Genomic DNA, 24267 nt, shown 5'->3' on the forward strand with positions numbered 1-24267 from the left:
CTTGGTCTCATGGTGGTCGCACGGCGGTTTGCGAATCCCGTCGGCGCACTTACCTAAACTTTGGCCGTTTTGCTGGCTTTCGGTAGTTCGATCTGGGTGATGGCTATTTCGTAGGTGACGCCGCGGGATGCGTTGTGTTCGTCGTTGGTGTTTCGTGCGGGTGCGGGTGTGTCGGTTGCGGGTATCGGCCAGGTCGATCGCGGTGCCGTCGATCGCGGTGACCAGCAGGCCGAACGCGTACGACTCGGGGCCGAACGTCGGTGTGGACCGGGCGGCGTCGGTGAACACCTGCTCCGTCACCGCCGCCGGGAGCCTGGCCCGGGCCTTCGACACCGCCGCCGCGGTCGGTACGCCCTCGACCCGGGTGCGGGGGGTCCGTGAGATCACCCGTGCGGCCACCACCACCGGCATGAATACCGGATGACGACAGCCTGGCTGGAGTTCAAATGAGAGCGATGGTCCGATTCGGACGGCGCCGCCGGTGTGTTGTCACGGCCGAGCTCCCCGCCCCTGCCACTGCCCGAGGTCCGACCGGTGCCCGGTCGACCACGCCCTTACGAAGTCCGCTGGTGCCCCGAGCCACTGCGCAGCGGGTGGCTCGCTACGCCGGTGCCCACGCCGGGGCGGCAGGCCGCGACCTGCCGGGGCTTGCGGGGGGCGGGGCAGGCATCGGGCGCGGTTGCCAGTTGCACCGTGCGGAACGCGTGGGCGAGCATGCACGTGGTGATCGTGTGGTGCCAGGCGGTCCAGGTGCGCACCTGGTACTGGTCGAGACCGATCAGTTCGTCGCCGGGTTGCTCCGGCTGCCCCGCGCGGTGTCGCCGCTCCGCCGCGCTGATCAGGACGGACGCGGGTGTACGGCGGCGCGCGTGGGCCACGAAGTAGGCGACATCGTGCGGGTTGTCGACCGACCGCCGCATCATGAGCGACTGGGCGAACCCACGGGTGGGGACCTCGCCACCGACCAGCAGGCTGCCGCCGAGTCCGACGAGCGCCCAGTCGTGCGTACGTCCGGTCGTCCGTTCGGTCCGGCGGTGCCAGTAACTGTCGGCGATCTGACCGAGGATCTGTTCGGGGCCGGTCGTGGTGGCCGACCTGGTTGCACCGACCCTGATCAGGGGCAGCGTCGCCGGCACGGCCGCGATGTACGGCAGGGCACGCTGCACGCACCAGTCGCGGACCTGCGGATGCTGGGCGTATCCGTCGTCGAGGCTGACCCAGCTGAACGGCACCGCCGCATCGACTGCCTCGGCCAGCAGCTCGACGGCCTGCTCCGGCCGGGAGGCGTACGCGACGTCGGCGGGAATGCCCGCCTTCCTGCGGCGCACCGAGTCGGCGATCCAGGTGCGCGGTAGGTGCAGCCGATGCCCGACGTACGCCGTCCCGGCCGGCGCGGCGTACGCCAGCATGACCGCGACCTGGCAGTTCTCGACGCGGTTGGTGAGCGTGCAGTGCTGCGGTCCCACCCCGACGGACTTGTCGCCCCGCTTGATCACCTGGGCGTCGCGGATGACGAGCATGGCGTCCGGGTCGCCCAGGTGCTCGATCACGTACGAGCGGACCTCGGACTCCAGGGCGTCGGCGCTCCACGCGCCCCGCGACAGCAGCGCCTGCATGCGGCCCGGGTGGCTGTGCCCGGCCCGTTCGGACAAGGACCAGCAGTTCTTCTTCGGCAGGTCCGACAGCAGCCCTTCGACCAGATCGTGGAAGACGACGCGGGGCTCGGGGCGGGCGAACACGTGCCCGACACGGTCCGTCAATTGTCGCAGTTGCGACGCCCAGCCGGGGGGCAGGCCGTTGGCCACCAGGGTCACCCAATCTGCCAGCTGCCCGCGCCGGACGGACCGGCGCGAGCAGCGAGCGTGGCGAGGTCGGTTCAGGCGACGGCGGTGCCCTCGAGCTCGACCAGTTGGCCGGGGATCGCCAGGCGCGTCACCCCGAGCATCGTCGTGGTCGGCGCGACACCCGCAGCCCCCAGTCGCCCGGCGAGCACGCCATAGTGGGGGAACAGCTGGTCGACGTCGGTGGTGTAGACGTTCAATCGGATGAGGTTCGCCAGGGTCATGCCCGCTTCCTTCAGCACGGCCTCCAGGTTGTCGACGCACAGCGCGAGCTGCGCGGCCATGTCGCCGTCGTGCTCGGGCTTACCCTCCGGGCTCATCGACGTCTGTCCCGAGACGTACAGCGTCCGGGTCTGACCAGAAACGACTTCACCCTGGTTGAAGCCCATCTCGAGCGACCAGTTCACCGGGTTGACCGCGATACGCTCTGCTGCCACAGTTACTCCTTGACTCATTGAGGGCGAGCTCGGTTGAGGACGCGTGCGTCACGCTGCCTGAGCAGGTGGCGTGACGCGCTTCTGCGGACGAGTGTCACAAGGAATCACGACACCTTGTGTCAGGTATTCCGGGGCTGTCCCTGGCTAGAGTTGTCCTGTGCGCGCCGATCGGCTTGTCTCGCTGATGTTGCTTCTTCGCCAGCGTGGTCAGTTGACCGTCGACACCCTGGCGCGGGAGCTCGAGGTCTCCACCCGCACGGTGCTGCGTGACGTCGAAGCGCTGTCCGCCGCCGGTGTGCCCGTCTACACCGAGCGGGGCCGCCACGGAGGCGTCGCTCTACTACCCGGCTTCCGCGCTGAGCTCACCGGCCTCAACCACGACGAGACGCTGGCCCTGGTAACCGCTGCCTCCGCCCGGGGTGAACAGGTCTTCGGTCTCGGTGGCGCCCTCTCCTCGGCCATCCGCAAGGTCGTGAACGCGCTGCCCGACGGCCATCGGGTCACCGTCAGCGACGCGGCCCAACGGCTACTCGTGGAGCCGGAGACCGATCTGCTCTCCCGCAGGCAGGCTGCCCGAGCCGTCCCTGACAGCACCATGCTGACTGTCCGGCATGCCGTGGTCGCCGGTAATCGGCTGCGAATCCACTACGCGGCTCGTGACCAGAACCCACTGTGGCGCACGGTCGACCCGGTGGGCCTGGTGACCGTGCGCGACCGGATGTATCTGCTCGCGACCCGCAACGGCGAAGATCGCACCTACCGGTTGTCCCGAGTGCTGGCCGCCGAGGAACTTGACGAACGGGCGCAGCGCACCGATCACATCGATCTCGACTTGCTCTGGAAGCAGCGGTGCGCGCAGTTCCTGTCCGCCGACCACATCTCCGTGTCGGTCAGGGTCGCCCCGATGTGGCGTGAGGAACTGCTGGCCAGTGCCGTGGCCGTTCGCGCCGAAGAGCCCGACACGGACGGCTGGCTGCGCCTCAACGTCACCTTCGAGAACCTGCGGCATGCCGTCTGGGCCGTGTGGCAACTCGGCGCCGATGCGGAGGCACTCTCCCCGCCCTCCCTCCGGGCCGCTCTGGGCTGCCGGGCGGCGACGCTCGCCGACCTCTATGACAACTCCGGGGACGCCCATCGTCACGCGAGTGCTGCCCCGTCCCCGGCCGCCCCGGGTGACCGGCGAGAGTGACGGTTTGAGAGGGCATCGAAACCGCTTCGGGATGTACGCCGTACCTGTCCACCCCGAGGGAGAAGCCGCCCATCGCCCGGAGACCCGCACTGCGGGTGTACCGCAGACTCATGGGCGCGGTTCGTCCCGACCGACCCACACCGGGCCCGCACCCGCCTCGTGCTCCGGTGCCGTCACTGCGTCACCCGGTGGCCCGTGCGCTGGTGAGCAGAGCACGCAGCGCCGCGCCGAACGCCGCGGGGTGGGTCCGGTACCCCTCGTGGCCACCCGGCAGGTCGGCCAGGTGTACGCCGAGTACGGCCGCGAGCCGGGCGGCGGAGCGACTGGGGAAGGTGTCGGTCTCTCGGCCGGTGGCGGGCACGATCGTCGGGGCACCCGTGCGCAGCGCCGCCCAGCCAGCGGCGCTGACCTGGTATTCCCACGTCGCACGCGCCTCGCCGGTGAGGAAGGCGTTGATGTTCGCGACAGTCCGACTGCTGGGCGGCTCCCACACCACCTCGTCCTCGCGGTCGCGTGGATCGTGGGAGGGGTCTCCGAAGCCGGCCCGCAGGACCCTGAGCGCCGCCTGCCAGCCGGACTCCGCGTGGACCCGGCGGGCGTCGCGGTGCAACCTGTCGTACTCGGCGCGCTCGGACGCGGTGGCGAGCGACCGCAACGGGGACTCGTGGGCGACGAGGACACTCACCCGCTGCGGCCGGCGCCATGCGAGTTCCAGGCCGATGACCGCGCCGGTGCTGCATCCGAACACGTCGACGGGGGCCGCGCCGAAGACGTGGTCGGCCAGCGCGCCGGCGTCCTCGGCATGCCGCTCGAGTGACACCGGGCGCCCCGGGTCGTCCACCGTGGTGCGGGTCTGGCCCCGCCGGTCGTACGTCAGCACGGTGTGGGTCTCGGCGAGCCGGGTGGCGAGCAGATCGGCGGCGTGCGCGTCACCACCGCCGCTGGGCAGCAGCATGAGGGGCGGGCCGGCACCGCGTACGACGTGGTAGAAGTCCGCGCCGTCGCCCCGGAACGTCCCGGTTCGGTCAGCGGCCACCGTCGTCCCCGCCCTGGCTCTGGAAATGCTTCGCCCGCGCGAGATCACCGTTGGTGAGGCCGTGTCGCCGGAAGTACATCCGTGGGTTGAAGTACACCGCGATCCGCGCGGGTCCGTCGGCGGAGCGCTGTGCGCTGAGGAACGAGTGCGCGTACATCTCCCTGTCGGCCTCGCCGCCCAGGAAGAACCGCGCGCAGCGCTCGTAGGCGTCGCGGCTGCGCGCCGACACGTCGTAGGCGTCGAGGACCTCGCGGATCATCCACTGCGCCTCCGCGTCGGAACGGCAGCGCGGGGTCAGCCCGAACTGGTGCATCACCGACTCGATCGGACGCGTGCCGCCGGGTACGAGCGAGACGTAGGTGCCGTACGACCAGAACCGACGGTGGTTGGAGCGCCATTCGAGCCGGGTCCGCGCCGGGGTCCCCGGTGTCCACGCGGATCGTGCCCAGGCGCGGCTGGCGATCGCGGCCATCGTGGGCCCGTCGCCGAGGTCGGCGCGTGGCCCCAACCGGTCCCAGCGGGCGAGGCGTTCCGGGGTGAGGACCCCGCGGTGCTGCACGTACAGCTTCGTCCTGGCTGACGGTCCGTCCGCGAGGTCGAGGCACAGGTAGGAGACCGTGTCGTCGTCGTGCATGGCGCCGGCGATCACCTGCCACTGGCCGGGAAAACCGAGCGCGGACAGGGCCGCGTCGACGCGCGCGGCCGTGTCGGCGGGGTCGGGGCCGCCGAGCCACAGATGGATCTTGCCGCTCGGTGGTCGACCGGGCACCCAGCCCATGGTGTGGAACGCGGCCATGGGCGGGCGGTCGGCCGGTCGGGGTGCCACGAGGTGCTCGATCCGCCGCAGCCGGCTCAGATCGAGGCCGTGGGTGGCGCTCAGGCGCGCGCTCAACCGTTGCGCGCTCTCCCAGTACGACACCGGGTTGGCGGGTTCGGCGTGCGCTTCGACCGAGGCGCGCAGACCGAGCGGCTCGTCGCCGAGCACGACGGAGAGTTCGAGCGGTGTGCTGTCCGCGGTGAGCGTCGACCACGCCGGCGGGGTGTCGAGCAGGCGATGTCGCCACGTCTCCCCCATGAGCTGGACGTCCGCCGCCGCCTGGTCGGCGAGTTGGTCGAGGCCGGCCGCGTGGCACAGTCCTCGCACGGCGGCCTCCGCGTGCTCGCCGCAGGTCGTGGTCACGGCGTGAACCTCATCGGCAGGCTGGCGATCCCGTTCACCACGGCCGACACGAGGTGACGCGGAGGGCCGGCGAGAGCGAAGTGGACGCCGCTGTCGGCGAGTTCGTCGACGACGGCGGTGAGCAGGGTGCGTGCCGCCGCCGCGCCGACGCAGAAGTGGGGGCCGAGCCCGAACGCGAGGTGCGGGTTGGGCGCGCGGCGGGGATCGAACCGGTCGGGCGACGGAAACACGGACTCGTCCCGGTTCGCCGACGCGATCCAGGCCACCACCCAGTCGCCCGCGCGCAGCCGCGCCCCGCCGAGTTCGACGTCCGTGGTGACCCGACGCACCAACTGCCGGGCGGGGGTGGTCCAGCGAGCCGCTTCGTCGACCAGCCCGGGAATCACCGACCGGTCGTCGACGACCGCCTGCCACAGGTCGGGCGTGCGCGCGAGGTGCAGCAGCAGGTGGAGCGCGACGCTCACCGTGGCGGTGTTGCCGCCGACCAGCGCGCTGTGGACGTTCAGCATGATCCGGCGCCGGGTCAGCGCGGTGCCGTCGACAGGGGTCGCCGACAGCGCCCCGATCAGCGTTTCCGGTCGGGACAGTGACGTGGGCAACGAGGCCCTGATCGACCCGAAGAGCCGGGAACTCGCGCGTAGGACGGTCTCGTCCTCGTCTCCGTCCCGGTAGGACGGGTCGCCCGGGGCGATGGTGGCGAGGGCAGCCGTGACCGCGTTGTCCCAGTGTTCCTCGGGCATCCCGAGCAAGGGTCCGGCGGCGATCATCGGGAGCTGCCGCAGTGTGGTGGCCAGATCGTGGACGCCTCCGGCGAGCATCGGGCGCAGCAACCGACGCACGCGCACGCGGATCTCGGTCTCGTGCGCCCGGACGGCAGCCGGCCCCACCGCGCGGTTGGACGGCCGGCGCAGCGCCGTGTGCTGGGGTGGGTCCGTGAGCGCCAGAGCCTGGCCGCCAGCCGGATCAGGTGCGCCGACACAGGTGAGCACGGCGCCCGAAGTGGAGCTGTAAACCGCCGCGTCGCGTAGCACCGTGTGACATTCCGCATAGCGGAAAAACGACCAGCATTTCGTCCCGTTGGGGGCGACGTCCTTACGCACCGGCTCGGTCCGCCGCAGTGCCCGCCACGCCGCGTGCGCACCACCCTCCGGATAGGAGGTGGCGTCAAAGCAATCAAAAGTGGACATCACATGTGCTGCTCGCGAGCGGCCTGATTCCGCAGCCATGCCGTATCACCGCCCTGCGCCGACGACAACTGCCGTGAGCTTGCCAGACTCTTGCACACTCCCACAAATAGTTGGATCATGGCGAGACCCCCTCACCAGGGAAGGCAAGACAGTGGACGACATCGAACGGGCAATCCACGGCTTCATCGCGAACGTGCTGCTGGAGGGCGAGGACATCTCGTTCGACGAGCACACTCCGCTCCTGGAGCACCGGCTGATCGACTCACTCAACGTAGAAGAGCTCATCGCTTTCATCGAGAGCACCTATTCGGTTACGTTGAGCGACTGGCCGCACTCGAAGTGGGAGACCATCCAGAACATGGCTGGGCTCATCCACGCGCATTCCCCACACTTCCCGGAGGCCGCCATGAGCACCACACCCGAGGCCATCGTCACCGATTACGAAAAGTCAGTCGCTCGTTACTGGAACGAGAAACTGGACGACCCGATCAACCTTCTGCTCGGTGCCGAGGACGGGCTGGTCCACCACCACTACGGCCTCGGGGACTACGACCCCGCGGTGCTCTCCGGCAGCGGCGCCGACCGCGAAGCCGCCATCATCCGGGAGCTGCACCGGCTGGAGTGCGCCCAGATGGACGTCGTGCTGGACGCGCTCGGCGGCATGGAGCCGGACAACCGGTTCCTCGACGCCGGGTCGGGCCGGGGCGGTGGCTCGTTCAGCGTGCACCGCAGGTTCGGCTGCTGGGTGGATGGCATCACCCTGTCGCAGGCCCAGATCGACTTCGCCACGAAGCTGGCAGCGCGACACGGCTGCACGGACAAGGTCGCCTTCCACCTGCAGAACATGACCCGAACGCAGTTCCCGGACGGCCACTTCGACCGGATCCTCACCAACGAGACCACCATGTACGTCGACCTGGCCGCCGCGTTCGGCGAGTTCGCCCGGGTCCTGCGTCCCGGCGGTCGCTACGTCTGCGTCACCTACTGCGTCAACGACGCGATCGCGCCGACCAGCGCGGACTGCGAGGCGGTGGACGCGCACTACGGGACCCGGATGCACAAGCGCAGCGAGTACCTCGCGGCGTTGTCCGCCGCCGGGTTCTCGCCCAGTCAGGTCACCGTCCTCAACTCCCAGACGATCCCGTACTGGGAGCTGCGCAGCCACTCCGAGCACCGGACCGGCGTCGAGCGGGCGTTCCTCGACGGATACCGGTCCAACGTGCTGCAGTACGTGCTGATCGTGTCCGAACGCCTGCCGGCCTGACCCGGGCACCCCCGCCGAGGACACATGGACTTTGCACCGGACCCCGACCAACGGCTGCTCGCCGACAACTTCCACGCCCTCGGCGTCACGCTCAACGCCTCGGACGAGCACGACCGCCACGGCGGGACGTACTTCAGCCGGCAGAAGTGGCGACGGTGCGGAGACATCGGCCTGCTCGGACTCAGCCTTCCCGAACGCTGGGGTGGGCTCGGGCTCGACTCGCTGAGCACGGCCATCGCGATCGAGGCATTCGCCCGCGGGCACGAGGACCTGGGGCTCGTCTTCTCCGCCTGCGCCCACCTGTTCGCGGGCGCGATGCCGATCGCGGCGCACGGCACCGACTCCGTACGGGACGAGGTGCTGCCGAAGCTCGGGTCGGGCGAGTGGATCGCGGCCAACGCGATAACCGAGGCCGAGGCGGGGTCCGACGTCTACGCCATGCGCGCCACGGCCGTACGCGACGGCGACCGGTACGTGCTCGACGGCGTGAAGAGCTACGTGACCAACGCTCCCCTGGCCGACGTGTTCGTGGTGTACGCGAGCACCGATCCCCGCAGCGGTTACCTGGGCATCAGCGCGTTCGTCGTCCACCGCGACACACCCGGGGTGACGGTCGGCTCGCCGCTGCCGAAGACCGGGCTCGCGTCCTCGCCACTCGCCCCGGTCTACCTAGACGGTGTGGCGGTGCCGGTGGCGAACCGGCTCGGCGGCGAGGGCGACGGGCGCGACGTCTTCACCGGGTCCATGGAATGGGAACGTACCTGCCTGTTCGCCGCCTACGTCGGCGCCATGGACCGTCAACTCGGCAGGACCGTCGCGTACACCGGCGAGCGCCGTCAGTTCCGCAAACCGCTCGCCAGACACCAGGCCGTCGCACACCGACTCGCCGACATGAAACTACGTCTGGAAAGCGCGCGTCTGCTGCTGTACCGCGCCTGCTGGGCGCGCGACCAGGGAACGGTCCGCCCGCTCGACGTGTCGCTCGCGAAGCTGGGCATCAGCGAGGCCGCCACCCTCAACGCGCTCGACGCCGTACACCTGCACGGCGGTGCGGGCATCGTGGAGGGTTCCGGCGTCGAGCGGGCCATCGCGGACGCGGTGCCCGCGGCGCTGTTCTCCGGCACCTCCGAGATCCACCGCGACGTCATCGCGGCGCAGCTACGCCATGAGACTTGAGGAGCACGTCCTCCGCGCCGCCACGGCGACACCCGACGCGGTGGCCGTGTGCGGTCCGGACGCATGCCTGACCTATCGCGAGCTGAACGCCCGCGCGGACGAGCTCGCCGCCGGACTGCGCGCGCTCGGTGTCGATGCCGGTGACCGCGTCGTCCTGTGGTTGCCGAAGTCCGCGTTCGGCGTCGCGGTCACGCAGGCGGTACTGCGGCTGGGCGCGGCCTACGTACCGGTGGACCCGCGCGTTCCGGCACTGCGGACGGCGGCCCTGATCGGCGACTGCGCACCTGCCGCGGTGGTGACGACGGCCGGGAGGGCCACCGACCTCGCCGGGCAGACGGCGCTACCGCCCGTGCTGGTCGGCCACGACGATCTCGCCCGGTGGGACCTCGCTCCGGCGCCACGCCCGCCCCGGCCGTCGACACGGGACGTCGACCTCGCCTACGTCCTCTACACGTCGGGTTCGACCGGAAATCCCAAGGGCGTATGCGTCAGCCACTCCGCGGCATCCGCGTTCGTCGACTGGGCGGCGGACGAGATCGGCCTCACCGGCGGCGACCGCCTCGCCAACCACGCGCCGTTGCAGTTCGACCTCTCGGTGTTCGACCTCTTCGCGGCGTTCCGGGCGGGCGGTTCCGTGCACCTGGTCCCGGAGTCCACCCCGGCGCGGAACCTGGTGCGGTTCATCGACGACCACGCCATCACGGTCTGGTACTCGGTGCCGTCCGCGCTGACGATGATGATCGAGTTCGGACGTCTCCTCGACCATGACCGCCTGCCGCTGCGCACCGTCGTGTTCGCGGGCGAGCCGTTCCCCATCGAGCACCTCCGGGCGCTGCGCCAGCGCTGGCCCGCACTGGACCTCTACAACTTCTACGGCCCCACCGAGACCAACGTCTGCGCCTTCCACCGCGTCGGGGCGATCCCGGCCGACCGCACCACGGCGGTGCCGATCGGCACCGCCGCCGCAGGCGACGAGATCTGGGCCGTACGCCCGGACGGAACGATCACCGAGCCCGGCGAGGAAGGCGAACTGATGGTCGCCGGGCCGACGCTGATGACCGGATACCTCAACGCCGAGCCGCTGCACGGCCCGTACGCCACCGGCGACGTCGTGCGCCGACTCTCCGACTGCGCGTTCGAGTACGTCGGCCGCCGCGACCACATGGTCAAAGTTCGGGGCTACCGGGTGGAACCGGCCGAGATCGAGGCGGCGCTACACGCTCACCCGGATGTCGTCGAGGCCGCGGTCGTGGTCACCGGGACCGGTCACCGGGCCCGCCTGCGCGCCTGGGTGCGCACCCGATCCGGACACCCCCTGCCGCTGGGCGAGGTCAAACCGTTCCTCGCGCAGCGACTGGCCCCGCACCTCGTTCCCGACAGCATCCGCACGATCGACCGGCTGCCGCGAACGCCCAACGACAAGATCGACCGTCGTGCGCTGGTCGAGAACCACACGACTGCAGGGAGGGACGGATTGTGACTGCCGAGACCTACGACGTCTGCATCATCGGAGGTGGCCCCGCCGGTTCGACCACCGCGTCGTACCTGGCTAAGGCTGGTCTGCGTTGCATCGTGTTGGAGGGCGACCGGTTCCCCCGCCCGCACGTGGGCGAGTCGCTGGTGCCGAGATCCACGGTCGCCCTTGAAGAGATCGGCGTGCTGGACAAGATCGACCGGGCCGGGTTCGCGCGGAAGTACGGCGCGGCGTGGACAGCCGCGGCGGATGACGCCCCGACGGTCGACGGCGTGGTGCGTTACCGCCGCCACTTCTCCATCCCGCAGGTCGCCGTCCGGTTCGCCGAACGCCAACAGACCGGGGTCTCGCACGAATACACCTATCACGTCGACCGGGCCCGCTTCGATCTCTTGCTGCTGGAACATGCCGCCGAGCTGGGCGCCACGGTGCTCCAGGAGGCCCGGGTCGGGCGGGTGGACCTCGACGGCCCGATGAAACGCGTGACCTTCCGGCGGCACGGCGTGACGTCCGAGGTGCACGCGCCGATGGTGGTCGACGCGAGCGGCCGCCGCACCATGCTCGGTCGTCAACTCAAACTCAAAGTCGCCGATCCGGAGTTCAAGCAGTACGCCGTGCACTCCTGGTTCGAGGGCCTCGACCGGGAGGCGGCGAGCGGCACCACCGGCATCGGCGACTACACGATCATCCACTTCCTTCCCTTCGCCGGATCCTGGATGTGGCAGATCCCGATCTCGGACACCGTGACCAGCGTCGGCGTCGTCACGGAGAAGGCCCGCCTGCGCGAGGCGAGCGGTGACCTGGAGACGTTCTTCGACTCGTGGGTGAGCACCCGGCCACCGCTGGCACAGGCACTGCGCGCCGCCCGACGACTGCGCCCGTACACCGCCGAGGGCGACTACAGCTACTCGATGCGCGAACTGTGCGGCGACGGATGGGTGCTGGTCGGCGACGCCGGGCGGTTCGTGGACCCGATCTTCTCCAGCGGTGTCGGCATCGCGCTCAGCAGCGCGCGGCTCGCCGCGAGCAACATCATCGCCGCCGCACCGCTCGGCTTCCCGAAGTCCGCGTTCGCCGAGTTCGAGCGCAAGTCGCGCAACGCCACCCAGTGGTGGCGCAACTTCATCAGCCTCTACTACCGGCTGAACGTGTTGTTCAGCTCCTACATCCGCAACCCCGAGTACCGGCTCGATCTCATCCGGCTCCTCCAGGGCGACTTCTTCGACGACGACGAGGAGCCGGCGGTGCTCGGCAAGATGCGGGAGAAGTTGGCGTTGGTGGAGAGCAACCCGAACCATCCGTGGCACAGCGGCCTCCGGTCGTTGCAGCCGCAGTCATGGCGGGACGGCTCCGTGGAACGCTGACCCGACAGACTCCGGGCGGGGCCGGTCATCCACTCGCCGCGTCCGGGGTCCCAACGGGGTCGCGCCTCCATACGCCGAGGTCTAGCTTCGGGCAACAGGTTGTCCGTCTCTGCGTCATCGGGGCATCGGCGCGTACTCGGCGACCAGGTACGACCGGTAGGAGATCACTGCGGGAATCGTCACGTTCAACTTCCCCGCCGTCGTGGTCAGCACCTCCTCGTATCCCCACAGCCCGCCGGAGCGCGGGTCGACGATCACCGTGTACTGGGCAGGCCAAGGTCGTCACCGCGTACGCGATGACCGATCGACGGCGGGGAAGCCGTCGGTCAGTGCGGCCACGGTGCGGCGAATCCGGGTCTCCGCCACCGGGTCGGTCTCGCCGGAGCGCACGACGTGATGCAGTTTCTGCTCGGCGATCCCGATGCACCGCCCGTCGCCATCCCAGCCGACAGCCCCGACCGCCCGCGAATCAGAAGCTGTACAACCCTCCCCACCTGCCCCGACATTCACCACCGCCGAAACAGACGAGCACCCACGGAGCACCAACGTCCCACCAGGCGGGACCGATGGCCGCGAAGATGGGAAAGAAAAAGCCGCGACCCCTGTCCTAGCAGGTCACGGCCTTGATCATTTGTGCGCCCGAAGGGACTCGAACCCCTAACCTTCTGATCCGTAGTCAGATGCTCTATCCATTGAGCTACGGGCGCTGGTGCTCGGCCAGTCTACACACCGGCTTTCGCGCGGAGACTCCGGGATTCGAACCCGGGAGGGGCTTTAAGACCCCAACCGCATTAGCAGTGCGGCGCCATAGACCAGACTAGGCGAAGTCTCCTCGGTGGCCCGCAGACCACCGCGGCTGAGGATACAGGCCGACACCCATGCGGGGCAAAGCGACTATCCGACCCACCCGCGCCGGCCCCGCACGGCCGCCGCCACCACGGGCCCTTCACGCTGTACGTGGGCCGGATCAGGGCTAGTCTCCATCGATATGCAGGAGGAGCCGCCCAGCGACCCGCCCCGCCGCACCAGCCGCGACGCGTCACCGAGCCCCGGGGTTCGAGGAGGCCGTGAGCTGCGCGGGAGGACGCCCCGCAGCCGCTCCACGAAGCCGACCTTCACGCCACCGATCCAACGCGACGAGACTGCCCGACCCGACGAGACTGCCCGACCCGACGGAACTGCCCGACGCGACGAGGCACACCAACGGGACGAACCGAGCACGGGGGGCGATACGAACCACCCAGGCGGTCAGTCGGGGGCGACTCCAACACAGCGGAAGTCGACCCGCCGCACGAAGGCGGCACCCACCGTGCTCTTCCAACCGCCCGAGGCGACCGACCCACCGTCCGCTCCGCGACGCAGGGCGGTTCCACCCGCTCCGGCGCCCGGACCCGAGTCGCCGGGCAGGCCAGCGAGCGAGACGAGTGATCCACCGCACACCAGGGCCACTCCCGCAAAGAAGATCACTCCCACGAAGAAGGCCACTACGGCAAAGAAGGCTGCCCCCGCAACGAAGGCCACCACGGCGAAGAGAGCCACTCCAGCCCGCCAGACTCCGGAACAGGCAGCCAGGCCGGAGCAGGCAGCCAGCCCGGAGCAGGCAGCCAGGCCGAAACCGGCAGCCGCACCGGGGCACCAGGACGCCACCGGTACGCACGCCACCGCCAGGCCGGCACCCGCAGGTACGGCGCGTACCGGCGGCCTCACCGCGCGCCTGGTCGACCATCCGGGGTTCGCACCGGAGCTGCTCGCCCTGGCCGCGGTCGACGTGTTGGGGCCGGGCGCGCGGGCCTGGGCCGACCGGATACGCGCGGGTTATCCGGAGGCGGACTCGGCAGGGCTGGCCCGGCTCGCCACCCGGCGGTTCGTGCGACGGGCCGGGGTGGGTGGGGCGAGCGCCGCGACGGCCGGGCTCTTCGCACCGGTGGCCGAGTTGGCGGCGGCGCTCTGGACGCAGGCCGATCTGGTGCTCCACCTGGCTGCGGCGCACGGTCGGGATCCGGCCCACCCGGACCGGGCGGTCGAGTTGCTGGTCCTGACCCGGGTCCACCCGGACGCCGACGCCGCCCGCACCGCGCTGACCGCCGCCCGCACCGCGATCAAGCCATTCTCCGAGGCCGGGATCAAGCCACCCCACGAGGCCGTGGACGAACCGCAGCACGAAGCCAAGCCACAGCCGTGGTCGGAGCTGGTGGAGGGGGCGCGGCGATTGGCGGCACCGCTCGCCGCGCAGGATGGCGGCTGGTGGGCGGTGCGGTTGGCGGCCCGGCTGTTGCCGGGGGCGGCGGTGCTCGCGGCGGCGGCCGGCGACAGTGCCGCCGCGCAGCGCCTGGCGGCCCGCGCGACGGCCAGCTACCGGCACGCCGGCCGGGAGACTACTCAGAGCCAGTCGAACCATTCCCGGGGCAGCAGCGCGTAGCCGACGAAGGCGAAGATGTCGAGCAGGGTGTGCGCCACGATCAGCGGCATCACCCGTCGGGTCCGCAGGAAGAAGTAGCCGAACACGATGCCCATCACCACGTTGCCGACGAACGCCCCGAAGCCCTGGTACAGGTGGTACGAGCCGCGCAGCACGGCGCTGGTGGCGATGATCACACCGACCCGCCAGCCGAGCTGCCGCAGCCGGGTGACCAGGTAGCCGACCACGATCACCTCTTCCAGGATGGCGTTCTTGAGCGCGGCCAGGATCAGCACCGGCACCGCCCACCAGTAGTCCGGCAGCGCCGCCGGCACCAGGCTGGCGTTCAGACCGAGCTGGGCGGCGACCCAGAACAGCGCCAGGCCGGGCAGGCCGATCAGCGCGGTCAGGCCGACGCCCCGGGCCAGGTCGGAGGCGGGTCGACGGCCGTCCAGGCCGAGGGTCCGCACCGCGTCGCCGGGGTCCCGGTTCACCAGGTGTACGGCGAGCAGCACCGGCAGCAGCGCGAAGGCGATGCCGAGCAGTTGGTACGTCAGGTCCAGGTACGGCCGCGCCGACTGGGAGGTGTTCAACGAGGCGGTCTGGTTGGACAGGCCTCCCTCGGCGGTCAGCTTCGCCACGATGGAGACCGTCGCGTACACCGCTGACTGGCCCAGGGAGAGTCCCAGCACCAGCAACGTCTCGGTGCCGAGGGTCCGACGGGACGCCTGGCGGTTCAGCTCGACCGTCACCGCACCACTGTGCCCGACGGCACGCCGTAAGCCACACCACCCCACCCGTGACCGCACCCCGGACAAGGCCCACGACAGCGGCAGTATGAGCCGATCGCACATTCTGTGCGACCACCGGGCACGCTCCGTGTCCATCCTGTGCTGGCCCGATCCGCCGTACCCGAGGGAGCGTGCCAGTGGAAGACGTCGCGCGGCTGCTGAAGGAGAGCTGGACCCTGGTCGAGTCCGACCGGGAGCGGCTGAGTGGCCTCTTCTACGCCCGGCTCTTCCTCCTCGATCCTGAGCTGCGGAAGTTGTTCCCGGCGGAGATGTCCGGCCAGGGTGACCGGCTGCTGGAGGCGATCGTCACCGCCACCCAGTGCGTCGACGACCCGGAGAGCTTCGACGAGTACCTGCGGTCGCTGGGCCGGGACCACCGTAAGTACCACGTGGACGCCGCGCACTACGCGACCATGGGGGTGGCGCTGTTGGACGGGCTGCGCCGCACCGCCGGCGACGACTGGACGCTGGAGTACGACCAGGCCTGGCGGGACGCGTACGCGGCGATCTCGGCGAAGATGATGGCCGGCGCGCAGGACGACCCGAACCCGCCGTTCTGGCACGCCGAGGTGCTGACCCACAAGCGGCTCGGCCCGGAGACGGCGGTGTTGACCTGCCGGGCCCTGCAGCATCCGCTGCCCTGGCAGGCCGGCCAGTACGTGAGCGTCGAGGTGCCCCGGCACCTGCCCCGGGTGTGGCGGACGTACTCGGTGGCGAACGCGCCGAACGACGACAACGTGCTGGAGTTCCACGTCCGTACGCCGACCGGTGCGGGCTGGGTCTCCGGCGCGCTGGTCCGCCGGACCCGCCCGGGTGAGCTGCTCCGGGTGGCCGCGCCGATGGGTTCGATGGTGGTGGACCGCTCGTCGAGCCGGGACATCCTGGCGGTTGCCGGCGGGGTGGGGGTGGCTCCGATCAAGGCCCTGGTCGAGGAGCTGGCGACCTGGAACAAGACCCGCTGGGTGCACGTCTTCTACGGGGTCCGCAAGCCGGCGGACCTGTACGCCCTGCCGGGCCTGCGGGAGCTGGTGGAGGCACATCCGTGGCTCTCGGTGACTCCGGCGTGCAGCGCGGAGGCGGACTTCGACGGCGAGACCGGGGACATCTCCGAGGTGCTGGGCCGGTACGGCCCGTGGACGAACCACGACTGTTTCGTCTCGGGTTCGGCCCGGATGGTCCGGGCCACCCTGCGGGCGCTCGCCTCCGACGACGTGCCGCCGGCCCGGATCCGGTACGACACGTTCGGCAGCCTCTAGGCAGCAGACTTTCCTCCCCCCATGCCGGGTCGCGTGCCCCTGCCCCCTGGGGCACGCGACCCGGCCCCCTGTCGTCAGGATCCCGGCATCAGGACCCCCGGCATCAGTACCGCCAGGGGTGGCCGGTTTCGCGGTACTCCTCGACCGGCACCAGCGGTACGCCCGGTGCCATCCGGTCGACGTAGAGCCGCCCTTCCAGGTGGTCGACCTCGTGGGCGACCAGCCGGGCCATGCCGAACTCGAACGAGGTGATGATCCGGCTGCCGTCCCAGCGGGCGTGCTCGACGTCCAGGCGCAGCGGTCGGGGCACCAGTCCCCGGTGGTCGAAGAAGGAGAGGCAGCCCTCGTACTGCTCGTCGGTGTCCGGTGAGGCGTCCACCACCCGGGGGTTGAGCAGGACGACCGGCTCGGCGCTGCGGTCGGGTGGGCGGACCACGGCCGCCGCCCAGGCCAGCCCGAGTTGCGGGGCGGCGATCCCCACGCCCTTGCTGAACGGGTGCAGCTCGTCCAGCCGGGCCAGCGCGGCGGTCATCCGGTCCACCAGGTCGCGGGCGGTCTGCTCGTCGCGGGGCAGGTCGAACTGCCGGCTGGGTTGCCGGAGCAGGTCGGCGCCGCGTTGCACGATGCCGAAGGCGCGCATCCGCTCGCTGGCGCGTACCCGGTCGGTGGCCTCGGGGTCGTCGGGGTCGGTGCCGGGCTGGTTGCGGAAGCGCCACTGCATCCGGTAGCGGGCGTTGAGCGGCGGGTCCTCGGTCGACCAGTCGAAGATCGCCCGGTCGTCCTCGTCGTGCCGGCTGACCGGGGTACGCAGCGGGCCCTCCTCGGCCGAGAGTGAGGTCTCCGCCCCCCAGACCTGGGGGTCGAGGCCGGTAGGCAGGTTCAGCCGGACGGCGAGGTGCCGGGTGGGCAGCCGGACGGCCCGCTGGAACCAGGGGCCCCACTTCTCCCGCCCGACCTGGTACGAGTACTCGATGGTGGCCCGGTGGCCGGGGTAGAGCGGGAAGCGGCGTTCGCCGTTCTCGAAGAGCAGCCAGATCTCCTTGAAGGCGTCCCGGTCGTGCTTGGCCCGCCAGTGCATCGGCTCCTGTTCCTGGCCCTCCTCCCGGACAGCGTGCAGTTGCAGCTCGGCGAAGGTCAGCGGGTGTTCGCGGTGGTGCCGGTTGGAGCGCCCGGGGTCGCTGGGGTACCTGTCGACGGCGACCCGGGCGAGGTAGCGGGTGACCGGTTCGGTGCCGGCGTTGTACAGCTCCCGGCGGATGACGCAGCGGTAGCCGTCGGGGGTGTGGATAAGGGTGGCCAGCTCGCGTTCGACGATGAGGCCGGTGCCGGGTGGCATCCACTGGCCGGGCGAGGGTGGCTCGCGGTGGGCCGGCACGGAACGGGCGTGCCGCAGCTCGTCGTACTCGCAGAAGCGTTGCCAGATCGCGCCGCTGGCCTCCAGGACGGCCTCGGCCCGGCGGGCGAAGTCCTCGGTGGGTCGGTGCCGGCGTCCCTCGACGTGGCTGACGTACGACGGGTCGAAGCCCATCATCGTGGCGAGCTGTTTCTTGGACAGCCCCCGGCCCGTGCGGTGTCGGGCGAGCTCGGTGGCGAAGAGGTCGGCGGCCCGGTCAAGCGGTGAGGCGGTCATCGGCTTCCTCGGAGCAGGGAAGTACAATTTTCACGTTGAGTGCCCGGATGCATACAGAAGTGCCATATTGTCGACAAGTTGCTTGACAAAGCGAGCATCTTTCGCGTCACCCGAAACGGCTACCGCTTCCGCCGAGGAGTGGTTAGGTTAGCCTTAGCTGAAACGGTGACGTCGGGGGGTGGGTCCAGTGACAACGGTGCTGCCCCGGCACGACACCGCCAGCCTGTTCGCTCCGGTGACCGCCACCCTGCGGGCCATGTTCGGCACCGACGACCTGCCCGGCCTGACTCCGGGCCTGCTGGTGACCGACGAGTACGGCTGGTCGCCGGCGAGCACCCTGGTCGACGGCACCCGCCTGCCGCAGCTGCTCACCGAGGCCGCCGCCCGCTGGGGCGGCACCCCGCACGCCTGCGCCGCGCTGGCCTGGAAGTCCTACAGCTACTGGGCGGCCCTGCCGGTGGTCCTCGGCTGGGCCTCGGCCCGTCGGGTCCCGCTGGCCGACGCCGACGACGTGCTGATCCACTTCGCCGACCGGCGTCCGTTGATCACCCTGGGGCTGCGCCGGTCGACCACCGTGGCGGTGCTCCCGCACGACCCGCTGGCCCTTTCCGGGCTGCCGCAGGTCCGGGTGGTCGCCGACGAGGCCGAGTTGCTCACCGCGCTGCGCGCCTCGCTGCTCGACGCCCACCTCGCCCCGCTGGTCGAGGCGATCCGGGGCGAGGTCCGCATCGGCACCCGTACCCTGCTCGGCTCGGTGGCCTCCGGCATCGCGCACGGCGTGCTGCGGGCCGCCGACGCGCTGCCCGGCTCCTCGACCGAGGCGGTCGGGACCCTGCTCGACGCGCTCGACCTGGCCGACCTGGTCGAGCTGGTACCCGGTCCCGGCGGTGCGCCGACCGTGCAGCGGCGTACCTGCTGCCTGGCCTTCACCCTGCCCCGGCCGAAGCTCTGCCAGGGCTGCTGCGTCACACCCTGACCGACCCGGCCCACTGACCGGGGCCCGGCCCGGCTCACTGACCGACCCGGCTCAGTCGATCAGCGGGCGCACGTCCCAGAGCCACACCCCACCGGTACGCACCGGCTCGATCCCGGTCAACGCGGTCATCCCCCGCCGCAACGCCTCCTCCCGCGGGTGCGGCCCGAGCACCACCACCCCGGCCCGCCAGTACCGCAGGTCGTCCAGGACGGCGAGCCGGGTCTGCGCGGTGATCGGCGGCACCTCCCCGGTGCGCCGGATCTGGTCGAAGAAGGTACTGGTGGTGCGGGGTGGGGCACCGAAGATGCCGATCCGCCCCTCGGGGGCGTCCGGTCGGGTGTCCGGGCCGAGGAAGTACCCCCGGGCGATCGGCATCTCCAGCCCGGTCTCCGCCGACCAGCGCAGCGGCTCGGCGTAGTTGCTGTCCGGCATCGGCAGGGTGACCAGGCTGCGCCCGCCGGCCAGGTAGGGCCGCCAGGCGCCGGCGGTGACGAACTGGGGGGTGGGCTCGATCCGCGTCGTGGGCAGCGGGGTCGGCAGGATCGGCACCAGCGCCATCGCCAGCACCAGGGCGGTCACGGTACGGATCGGCCGGCGCTGCTGCGGATGCTCCCGGGCGAGTTGGCGGACCCGCTCGGCGCCCAGCGCCAGCAGCACCCCGACGATCGGGGTGATCGCCAGCGACCAGCGGGTGGGCACCACCGAGTGCAGGACGGGCAGGTTCTCCAGCAGCGCCCAGGGCCCGGGTACGCCAGTGGGGTGCCCGTTGAAGCGGATCTCCCGCCCCAGCGACAGCACCGCCAGCAGCAGGCCGAGCACGGCCAACCCGACCACCACCACGTTGCGCCGCAGCCACCACACCAGCGCCGCGACGAGGATCACCAGCGGCCAGCCGAAGAAGGCGTTCTCCTCGGTCGGGTTGACGGCCAACCGGCCCGCGCCCTCGGGGTCTCCGGCGAACGACTCCCCGGCGAAGGAGACGAAGGACCACAGGTCGGTCGAGTAACCCCGGATCAACCGCGACAACCCCTGGTACGCGCCGGGCCCGAAGAACTGCACGTGCAGCGGGTACGCCAGCAGCGCCCCGGCGAGCACGGCGGCCACGGCCAACCCGGCGAGGAACGGTCGGGCACTCCGGCGCAGCTCCGGCCGGCCGATCGCCAGCGCGGCCACCACCACCCCCAGCCCGATCGCGGTGACCAGCAGGATCTCCAGGTTGAGGAAGGCCTGCCAGACGATCAACAGCCCGAGCAGCAGGCCGTTGCGCAGCCACCGGCCGGGCTCGGCCAGCCGCAGGGTCCGCCAGACGATCAGCGGTACGACGTACTGGGCGACGATGTTCGGGTGCGCGTTGGCGTGCGACACCATCGCCGGGGCGAACCCGCAGAACGCGGCCCCCAGCCAGGCCGGCCCCCGGCTGCCGACCACCACCCGGGAGAGCACGAAATACCAGCTCGTCGCGGTCAGAATCAGGGCCCCGGTGAGAAAGACCAGGAAAGCGGCGCGCGGCCCGGCCAGCAGGGTCAGTGGCGACAATGGCAGTGATACCGATAATACGGAGGTATTTGCCACCAAATTGACACTCTCCGGAACGTTCATCCGGTCCGAGCCGAACGGATAGGCAAAATCGGTCACGACTCGCGCACCGTGTGCCATCATCCACTCGAACTGCGCCTGGTCCGTCGGGTTGTCCCGCACCCCGTGACCGGGATCCCACCAGAGCCGCAGCGTCACCCAGAAGGCGAGCACGACGAAACTCGCCACGGCGGCCAGGTCCGTCCAGCGCCCGGAATGTGGTCGTACCGCACGGTTTTCCGGCTCGCCGTCCGAGCCGGCACCTCCGGTCGGTCCCGATTGGTGCGTAGTCATAGCAATTCATAGCGTAGTGAGGCTATGACGGCCGCGTGGCGGCTTTCGGGGTACTGACGTACTATGTACCGGGTTCGCTGACCGCCGATCTTCGCGCCGCCCCGACCGCTATTCGGCCATCCCGGTCCCCCGTTTCCGTCACCACTCCGGCGGATGGTTCACTCTGTCGGTCCAGGCGCGGGTCGAGGCATACCGTGAGGAATCGACGCATGGCAGAAATCACTGGGGATCAGCGCGTCCAGTCCGAGGTCCTAGAAGGCCTGGCTACCGCCGTCAACCACCGCACGTGGTTCGTCGAACTGGCCCTGCCCTACCTGGGCGAGGACCCGATCGAGATCGGCAGCGGGCTGGGAGACTACGCCCTGGCGTGGGCGCCGCACGTGCCCAAGTTCACCGCCACCGAGGCCGACCCGGACCGGCTGGTCTCGCTGAAGGAACGCCTCGCCGACCAGCCCAACATCGACGTACGGCAGATGCTGCTGCCCCACTTCGAGCCCGCCGAGCACAGCGCGGCGGTGTCGTACAACGTGCTGGAACACATCGACGACCACGTGGGTGCGCTGCGCAGCATGCGCGACCTGGTCCGGCCCGGTGGCGCGGTGATCATTATCGTCCCGGCGTTCCAGTTCGCGATGGGCCCGGCGGACATCGCCACCGGACACGTCCGCCGGTACACCAAGAAGACCCTGGCCGGCGCGATGACCGAGGCCGGCCTGACGGTCGAGAAGATCCACTACGCGAACGCGCTCGGCCTGATCGGCTACTTCATGGCCACCAAGGTCTTCCGGCTGATGCCGAAGGAGGGCCCCATGGTCAAGGTGTACGACACCCTGGTCCTGCCCGCCACCAAGGCCGCCGAGCAGCTCGTCCGCCCGCCGTTCGGGCAGTCCGTCTTCGCCGTGGCCCGCGTCCCGTCCTGACCGCCCGGCACCACTCCTCCCTCCCCCACCCCGCAGCGCCCCGCCCGCGCCCTGCACCTCCGCTCCGTCCCGCGCCACCGCCTGTGCCACCGCCAGGCGCCGGCCGACGCCGGCAGGCGGGCCCGACGATTTCCAGGAAACAGTGGCCTCACCCGACGTGGAGGCCACTGTTTCCTGCTTGTGGGGTCTCGCTCAATCCTTGATCTGGTACGTGGGCCGGATCACCGCCCGGGCCAGGGTGTGGAACGCCAGGTTGAACCCGACGTACGCGGGCGTCGCGTCCGCGCCCACCCCGAGGCTCTCGGTGTCCAGGGCGTGCACCGCGAAGACGTACCGGTGCGGCCGGTCCCCGGGCGGCGGCGCGGCACCGCCGTACCCGCTCTGGCCGTAGTCGTTACGCACGCTGAACGCGCCACCCAGGTCGGCCTCGGCGACCCCGTGCGGCAGCTCGGTCACCGAGGCCGGCACGTCGACCAGCACCCAGTGCCAGAACCCGCTACCGGTCGGCGCGTCCGGGTCGAAGCAGGTCACCACGAAGCTCTTCGTCTCGGCCGGGAAGTCCGACCAGGCCAGCTGCGGCGAGACGTTCTGCCCACCGGTGCTGTCGTGCGCGTACGTGGCGTCCATCGGCTCGCCGTTTGCCACGTCGGTGCTGGTGAGCGTGAACGACGCCACGGTGGGCAGCAACTCGTACGGGTCCGGGGCGATCGGTCGTTCCAGGGTCATCGGGACGGATCCTTCCGGTTCGCGGATGTCTGCGCCCCCTTCATACCCCGCCACCACCCCCTCCCCCACCCGACATCACCGCCGGGAAGTCGACGGGACATTGCTGGACGCGATCGGGCGGTAGCCTCGCTCGGTGATCGCGATGCCCACTCCCGTTCGGTCGCGGCGTACCCGAACGGTGTTTTTCGCTGCCCTCACCGCCGCTGCGGTTTCCTGTGTCGGGCTGCCCGCCGGTCGGGTGGTGCTGCGGGGCTTCACGGCGATGCGCGGGGAGGCGACGTCGACCGCTGCGGCCGAGGCGTACCTGCGGGCGGTGTTCGAGTCGGGCGAGGGTACCGAGATCAGCCGCTGCCTCTGTGGAGAGGATCACGACGCCCGGTTCCGTGAGGCCCGGGAGCTGCGCCGACAGATCGAGCCGTACGCGAGCTTCGGTGTCGACGTCGACGCGACCAACTGGCGGAGAATCGGCACGGAGGGCACGGTCGCGGCGACGGTGAACCTCCGCTTCACCCAGATCGACCCGGGTACGGGCAACGTCACCTTCACCGAGGGCACGCCTACGCAGTGGCGGTTCCACACCAGGGAGGAGCAGGGCCTGACCGGCGGCTGGAAGGTCTGCCGCATCGAGGCCCCGCCCCTGTGCGGCACGTACCTGCGCTGCTGAACGCTGCAGAGGCGCGCTCGCTTGCAGTAACTCAGGCGCTGGTGGAGAGTGGCGGGATGGGTACCAGGCAGGAGATCAGCGAGTTGCCGCCGGACGCCGACCTGGCGCGGGCCGACTCGCTGGCCCGTGAGATCTTCTCCGACATCGCCAACAAGTGGGCGCTCCTGATCATCGAGTTCCTCGGGCAGCGCACCATGCGCTTCAGCGAGCTACGCGACGCCATCGGCGGCATCAGCCACAAGATGCTCACCCAGAACCTGCGCACCCTGGAACGCAACGGCCTGGTCGAGCGGCACGTCCACGCCACCGTCCCACCCCGCGTCGACTACACACTCACCGAGGCTGGCCAGGCCCTCCGCGGGGTGGTGGATGGCATGTGCGGCTGGACCCAACACCACCTCGGCACGATCGAGGCCTGCCGCAGCCGGTTCGACGCCTCCTGACGTACCCGATGGGTTGTCAGTCGAGGACGGCGGTGGCCTCGATCTCCACCAGATGCTCGGGTACGTCCAGGGCCACGATCCCGAACAGCGACGCGGGCGCGGCCGGGGTGACCCCCAGCTTCGCCGCCGCCCGACCGATCCCCTCCAGCAGTACGGGCATCTGCTCCGGCTTCCAGTCGACCACGTGCACGGTCAACTTCACCACGTCGGCGAAGGTGCCGCCGACCCCGGCGAGCGCCGTGGCCACGTTCAGGTAGCACTGCTCGACCTGCGCGGCGAGATCACCCTCACCGACGGTCCGGCCGTCGGCGTCCCCGGCGACCTGTCCGGCGACGTGCACGATCCTGGTACCGGTCGCCACCGACACCTGCCGGTACACCGGGACCTCCGGCAACCCCGCCGGGTTCACCAACGTCACAGCCATGCTGAATGCCTCCTCGCCTGCT

Annotated in this window: 23 protein-coding genes and 2 tRNA genes; 12 read left to right on the forward strand and 13 right to left on the reverse strand. The window is 70.6% G+C overall.

Annotated features, from left to right (window positions below; translation table 11 throughout):
• The first annotated feature begins 217 nt into the window (after positions 1 to 217).
• The gene (locus GA0070617_RS29035; RefSeq protein WP_139135810.1) at positions 218 to 424 is read left to right on the forward strand and encodes a hypothetical protein; all 207 of its coding nucleotides are present in this window, start codon (positions 218 to 220) and stop codon (positions 422 to 424) included.
• A 130-nt stretch (positions 425 to 554) separates the two neighbouring features.
• Here GA0070617_RS29035 and GA0070617_RS29040 read toward each other — a convergent pair whose 3' ends face one another.
• Both GA0070617_RS29040 and GA0070617_RS29045 read right to left on the reverse strand, forming a co-directional pair.
• A complete protein-coding gene (locus tag GA0070617_RS29040) occupies positions 555 to 1814 on the reverse strand; it encodes an IS701 family transposase (RefSeq protein WP_421480483.1) in 1260 nt (419 codons plus the stop codon).
• Between the two features lie 62 nt (positions 1815 to 1876).
• Positions 1877 to 2278, reverse strand: coding sequence for a RidA family protein (locus tag GA0070617_RS29045; protein WP_229688262.1), 402 nt, complete (start codon positions 2276 to 2278; stop codon positions 1877 to 1879).
• A gap of 157 nt (positions 2279 to 2435) precedes the next feature.
• Here GA0070617_RS29045 and GA0070617_RS29050 point away from each other — a divergent pair, with 157 nt between their 5' ends.
• The gene (locus GA0070617_RS29050; RefSeq protein WP_091445528.1) at positions 2436 to 3467 is read left to right on the forward strand and encodes a helix-turn-helix transcriptional regulator; all 1032 of its coding nucleotides are present in this window, start codon (positions 2436 to 2438) and stop codon (positions 3465 to 3467) included.
• A gap of 181 nt (positions 3468 to 3648) precedes the next feature.
• On the opposite strand, the gene GA0070617_RS29055 is transcribed toward GA0070617_RS29050, so the two are convergent.
• Genes GA0070617_RS29055 through GA0070617_RS29065 form a run of 3 tightly spaced genes read right to left on the reverse strand, consistent with a single transcriptional unit; the run spans position 3649 to position 6528 of the window.
• On the reverse strand, positions 3649 to 4503 hold the full coding sequence (locus GA0070617_RS29055; RefSeq protein WP_091445530.1) for an alpha/beta fold hydrolase: 855 nt from the start codon (positions 4501 to 4503) through the stop codon (positions 3649 to 3651).
• Entirely contained in the window at positions 4493 to 5683 is a 1191-nt protein-coding gene (locus GA0070617_RS29060) for a hypothetical protein (protein ID WP_091445533.1), read from the reverse strand. The genes GA0070617_RS29055 and GA0070617_RS29060 overlap by 11 nt, the downstream gene beginning before the upstream one ends.
• The gene (locus GA0070617_RS29065) at positions 5680 to 6528 is read right to left on the reverse strand and encodes a cytochrome P450 (protein WP_175440706.1); all 849 of its coding nucleotides are present in this window, start codon (positions 6526 to 6528) and stop codon (positions 5680 to 5682) included. The genes GA0070617_RS29060 and GA0070617_RS29065 overlap by 4 nt, the downstream gene beginning before the upstream one ends.
• 493 nt (positions 6529 to 7021) lie before the next feature.
• Between GA0070617_RS29065 and GA0070617_RS29070 the strand changes: the two genes are divergently transcribed.
• Genes GA0070617_RS29070 through GA0070617_RS29085 form a run of 4 tightly spaced genes read left to right on the forward strand, consistent with a single transcriptional unit; the run spans position 7022 to position 12148 of the window.
• Positions 7022 to 8134 (forward strand): methyltransferase domain-containing protein, encoded by a 1113-nt coding sequence (locus GA0070617_RS29070; RefSeq protein WP_229688263.1) that lies wholly within the window; start codon positions 7022 to 7024, stop codon positions 8132 to 8134.
• Between the two features lie 24 nt (positions 8135 to 8158).
• Positions 8159 to 9310 carry an acyl-CoA dehydrogenase family protein gene (locus GA0070617_RS29075; RefSeq protein WP_091445537.1) on the forward strand — a complete coding sequence of 384 codons (1152 nt, stop codon included), beginning with the start codon at positions 8159 to 8161 and terminating at the stop codon, positions 9308 to 9310.
• Positions 9300 to 10790, forward strand: a complete 1491-nt coding sequence (locus tag GA0070617_RS29080) for an amino acid adenylation domain-containing protein (RefSeq protein WP_091445539.1) — start codon at positions 9300 to 9302, stop codon at positions 10788 to 10790. The genes GA0070617_RS29075 and GA0070617_RS29080 overlap by 11 nt, the downstream gene beginning before the upstream one ends.
• Positions 10787 to 12148: an NAD(P)/FAD-dependent oxidoreductase gene (locus tag GA0070617_RS29085; RefSeq protein ID WP_091445541.1), complete on the forward strand. Its 1362-nt coding sequence runs from the start codon at positions 10787 to 10789 to the stop codon at positions 12146 to 12148. The genes GA0070617_RS29080 and GA0070617_RS29085 overlap by 4 nt, the downstream gene beginning before the upstream one ends.
• A gap of 114 nt (positions 12149 to 12262) precedes the next feature.
• Here the strand turns inward: GA0070617_RS29085 and GA0070617_RS30935 are convergent, their stop codons facing one another.
• From GA0070617_RS30935 to GA0070617_RS29095, 3 genes are all read right to left on the reverse strand, one after another.
• Complete coding sequence (locus tag GA0070617_RS30935; protein WP_175440707.1) at positions 12263 to 12406, reverse strand: hypothetical protein; 144 nt, start codon at positions 12404 to 12406, stop codon at positions 12263 to 12265.
• A 376-nt stretch (positions 12407 to 12782) separates the two neighbouring features.
• Positions 12783 to 12855, reverse strand: a tRNA-Arg gene (locus GA0070617_RS29090).
• A gap of 34 nt (positions 12856 to 12889) precedes the next feature.
• Positions 12890 to 12980 (reverse strand) — tRNA-Ser (locus GA0070617_RS29095).
• Between the two features lie 936 nt (positions 12981 to 13916).
• Here GA0070617_RS29095 and GA0070617_RS29100 point away from each other — a divergent pair.
• Positions 13917 to 14567 carry a hypothetical protein gene (locus GA0070617_RS29100; protein WP_229688264.1) on the forward strand — a complete coding sequence of 217 codons (651 nt, stop codon included), beginning with the start codon at positions 13917 to 13919 and terminating at the stop codon, positions 14565 to 14567.
• Here the strand turns inward: GA0070617_RS29100 and GA0070617_RS29105 are convergent.
• The gene (locus GA0070617_RS29105; protein WP_091445543.1) at positions 14528 to 15298 is read right to left on the reverse strand and encodes a CPBP family intramembrane glutamic endopeptidase; all 771 of its coding nucleotides are present in this window, start codon (positions 15296 to 15298) and stop codon (positions 14528 to 14530) included. The genes GA0070617_RS29100 and GA0070617_RS29105 overlap by 40 nt on opposite strands.
• A gap of 176 nt (positions 15299 to 15474) precedes the next feature.
• Between GA0070617_RS29105 and GA0070617_RS29110 the strand changes: the two genes are divergently transcribed.
• Positions 15475 to 16593, forward strand: coding sequence for a globin domain-containing protein (locus GA0070617_RS29110; RefSeq protein ID WP_091445546.1), 1119 nt, complete (start codon positions 15475 to 15477; stop codon positions 16591 to 16593).
• 103 nt (positions 16594 to 16696) lie between these two features.
• Here GA0070617_RS29110 and GA0070617_RS29115 read toward each other — a convergent pair whose 3' ends face one another.
• Positions 16697 to 18223 (reverse strand): peptide deformylase, encoded by a 1527-nt coding sequence (locus tag GA0070617_RS29115; RefSeq protein ID WP_091445548.1) that lies wholly within the window; start codon positions 18221 to 18223, stop codon positions 16697 to 16699.
• A gap of 256 nt (positions 18224 to 18479) precedes the next feature.
• Between GA0070617_RS29115 and GA0070617_RS29120 the strand changes: the two genes are divergently transcribed.
• Positions 18480 to 19199, forward strand: a complete 720-nt coding sequence (locus GA0070617_RS29120; protein ID WP_175440828.1) for an IucA/IucC family C-terminal-domain containing protein — start codon at positions 18480 to 18482, stop codon at positions 19197 to 19199.
• 51 nt (positions 19200 to 19250) lie between these two features.
• On the opposite strand, the gene GA0070617_RS29125 is transcribed toward GA0070617_RS29120, so the two are convergent.
• Positions 19251 to 21068, reverse strand: coding sequence for a DUF6311 domain-containing protein (locus GA0070617_RS29125; RefSeq protein ID WP_091445550.1), 1818 nt, complete (start codon positions 21066 to 21068; stop codon positions 19251 to 19253).
• 209 nt (positions 21069 to 21277) lie between these two features.
• On the opposite strand from GA0070617_RS29125, the gene GA0070617_RS29130 reads away from it, so the two are divergent.
• Positions 21278 to 21988 (forward strand): class I SAM-dependent methyltransferase, encoded by a 711-nt coding sequence (locus GA0070617_RS29130; RefSeq protein ID WP_091445552.1) that lies wholly within the window; start codon positions 21278 to 21280, stop codon positions 21986 to 21988.
• A gap of 192 nt (positions 21989 to 22180) precedes the next feature.
• On the opposite strand, the gene GA0070617_RS29135 is transcribed toward GA0070617_RS29130, so the two are convergent.
• A complete protein-coding gene (locus GA0070617_RS29135; RefSeq protein ID WP_091445554.1) occupies positions 22181 to 22714 on the reverse strand; it encodes a YbhB/YbcL family Raf kinase inhibitor-like protein in 534 nt (177 codons plus the stop codon).
• 178 nt (positions 22715 to 22892) lie between these two features.
• Here GA0070617_RS29135 and GA0070617_RS29140 point away from each other — a divergent pair, with 178 nt between their 5' ends.
• Together GA0070617_RS29140 and GA0070617_RS29145 are read left to right on the forward strand one after the other, a co-directional pair.
• A complete protein-coding gene (locus tag GA0070617_RS29140) occupies positions 22893 to 23378 on the forward strand; it encodes a hypothetical protein (RefSeq protein WP_139135811.1) in 486 nt (161 codons plus the stop codon).
• 56 nt (positions 23379 to 23434) lie between these two features.
• Positions 23435 to 23821: a winged helix-turn-helix transcriptional regulator gene (locus GA0070617_RS29145; protein WP_091445559.1), complete on the forward strand. Its 387-nt coding sequence runs from the start codon at positions 23435 to 23437 to the stop codon at positions 23819 to 23821.
• Between the two features lie 16 nt (positions 23822 to 23837).
• Here the strand turns inward: GA0070617_RS29145 and GA0070617_RS29150 are convergent, their stop codons facing one another.
• Positions 23838 to 24245 carry a RidA family protein gene (locus tag GA0070617_RS29150; protein WP_091445562.1) on the reverse strand — a complete coding sequence of 136 codons (408 nt, stop codon included), beginning with the start codon at positions 24243 to 24245 and terminating at the stop codon, positions 23838 to 23840.
• Positions 24246 to 24267 lie beyond the last annotated feature (22 nt).

The organism is Micromonospora yangpuensis (genome assembly GCF_900091615.1).
In the GTDB taxonomy this organism is placed as follows: domain Bacteria; phylum Actinomycetota; class Actinomycetes; order Mycobacteriales; family Micromonosporaceae; genus Micromonospora; species Micromonospora yangpuensis.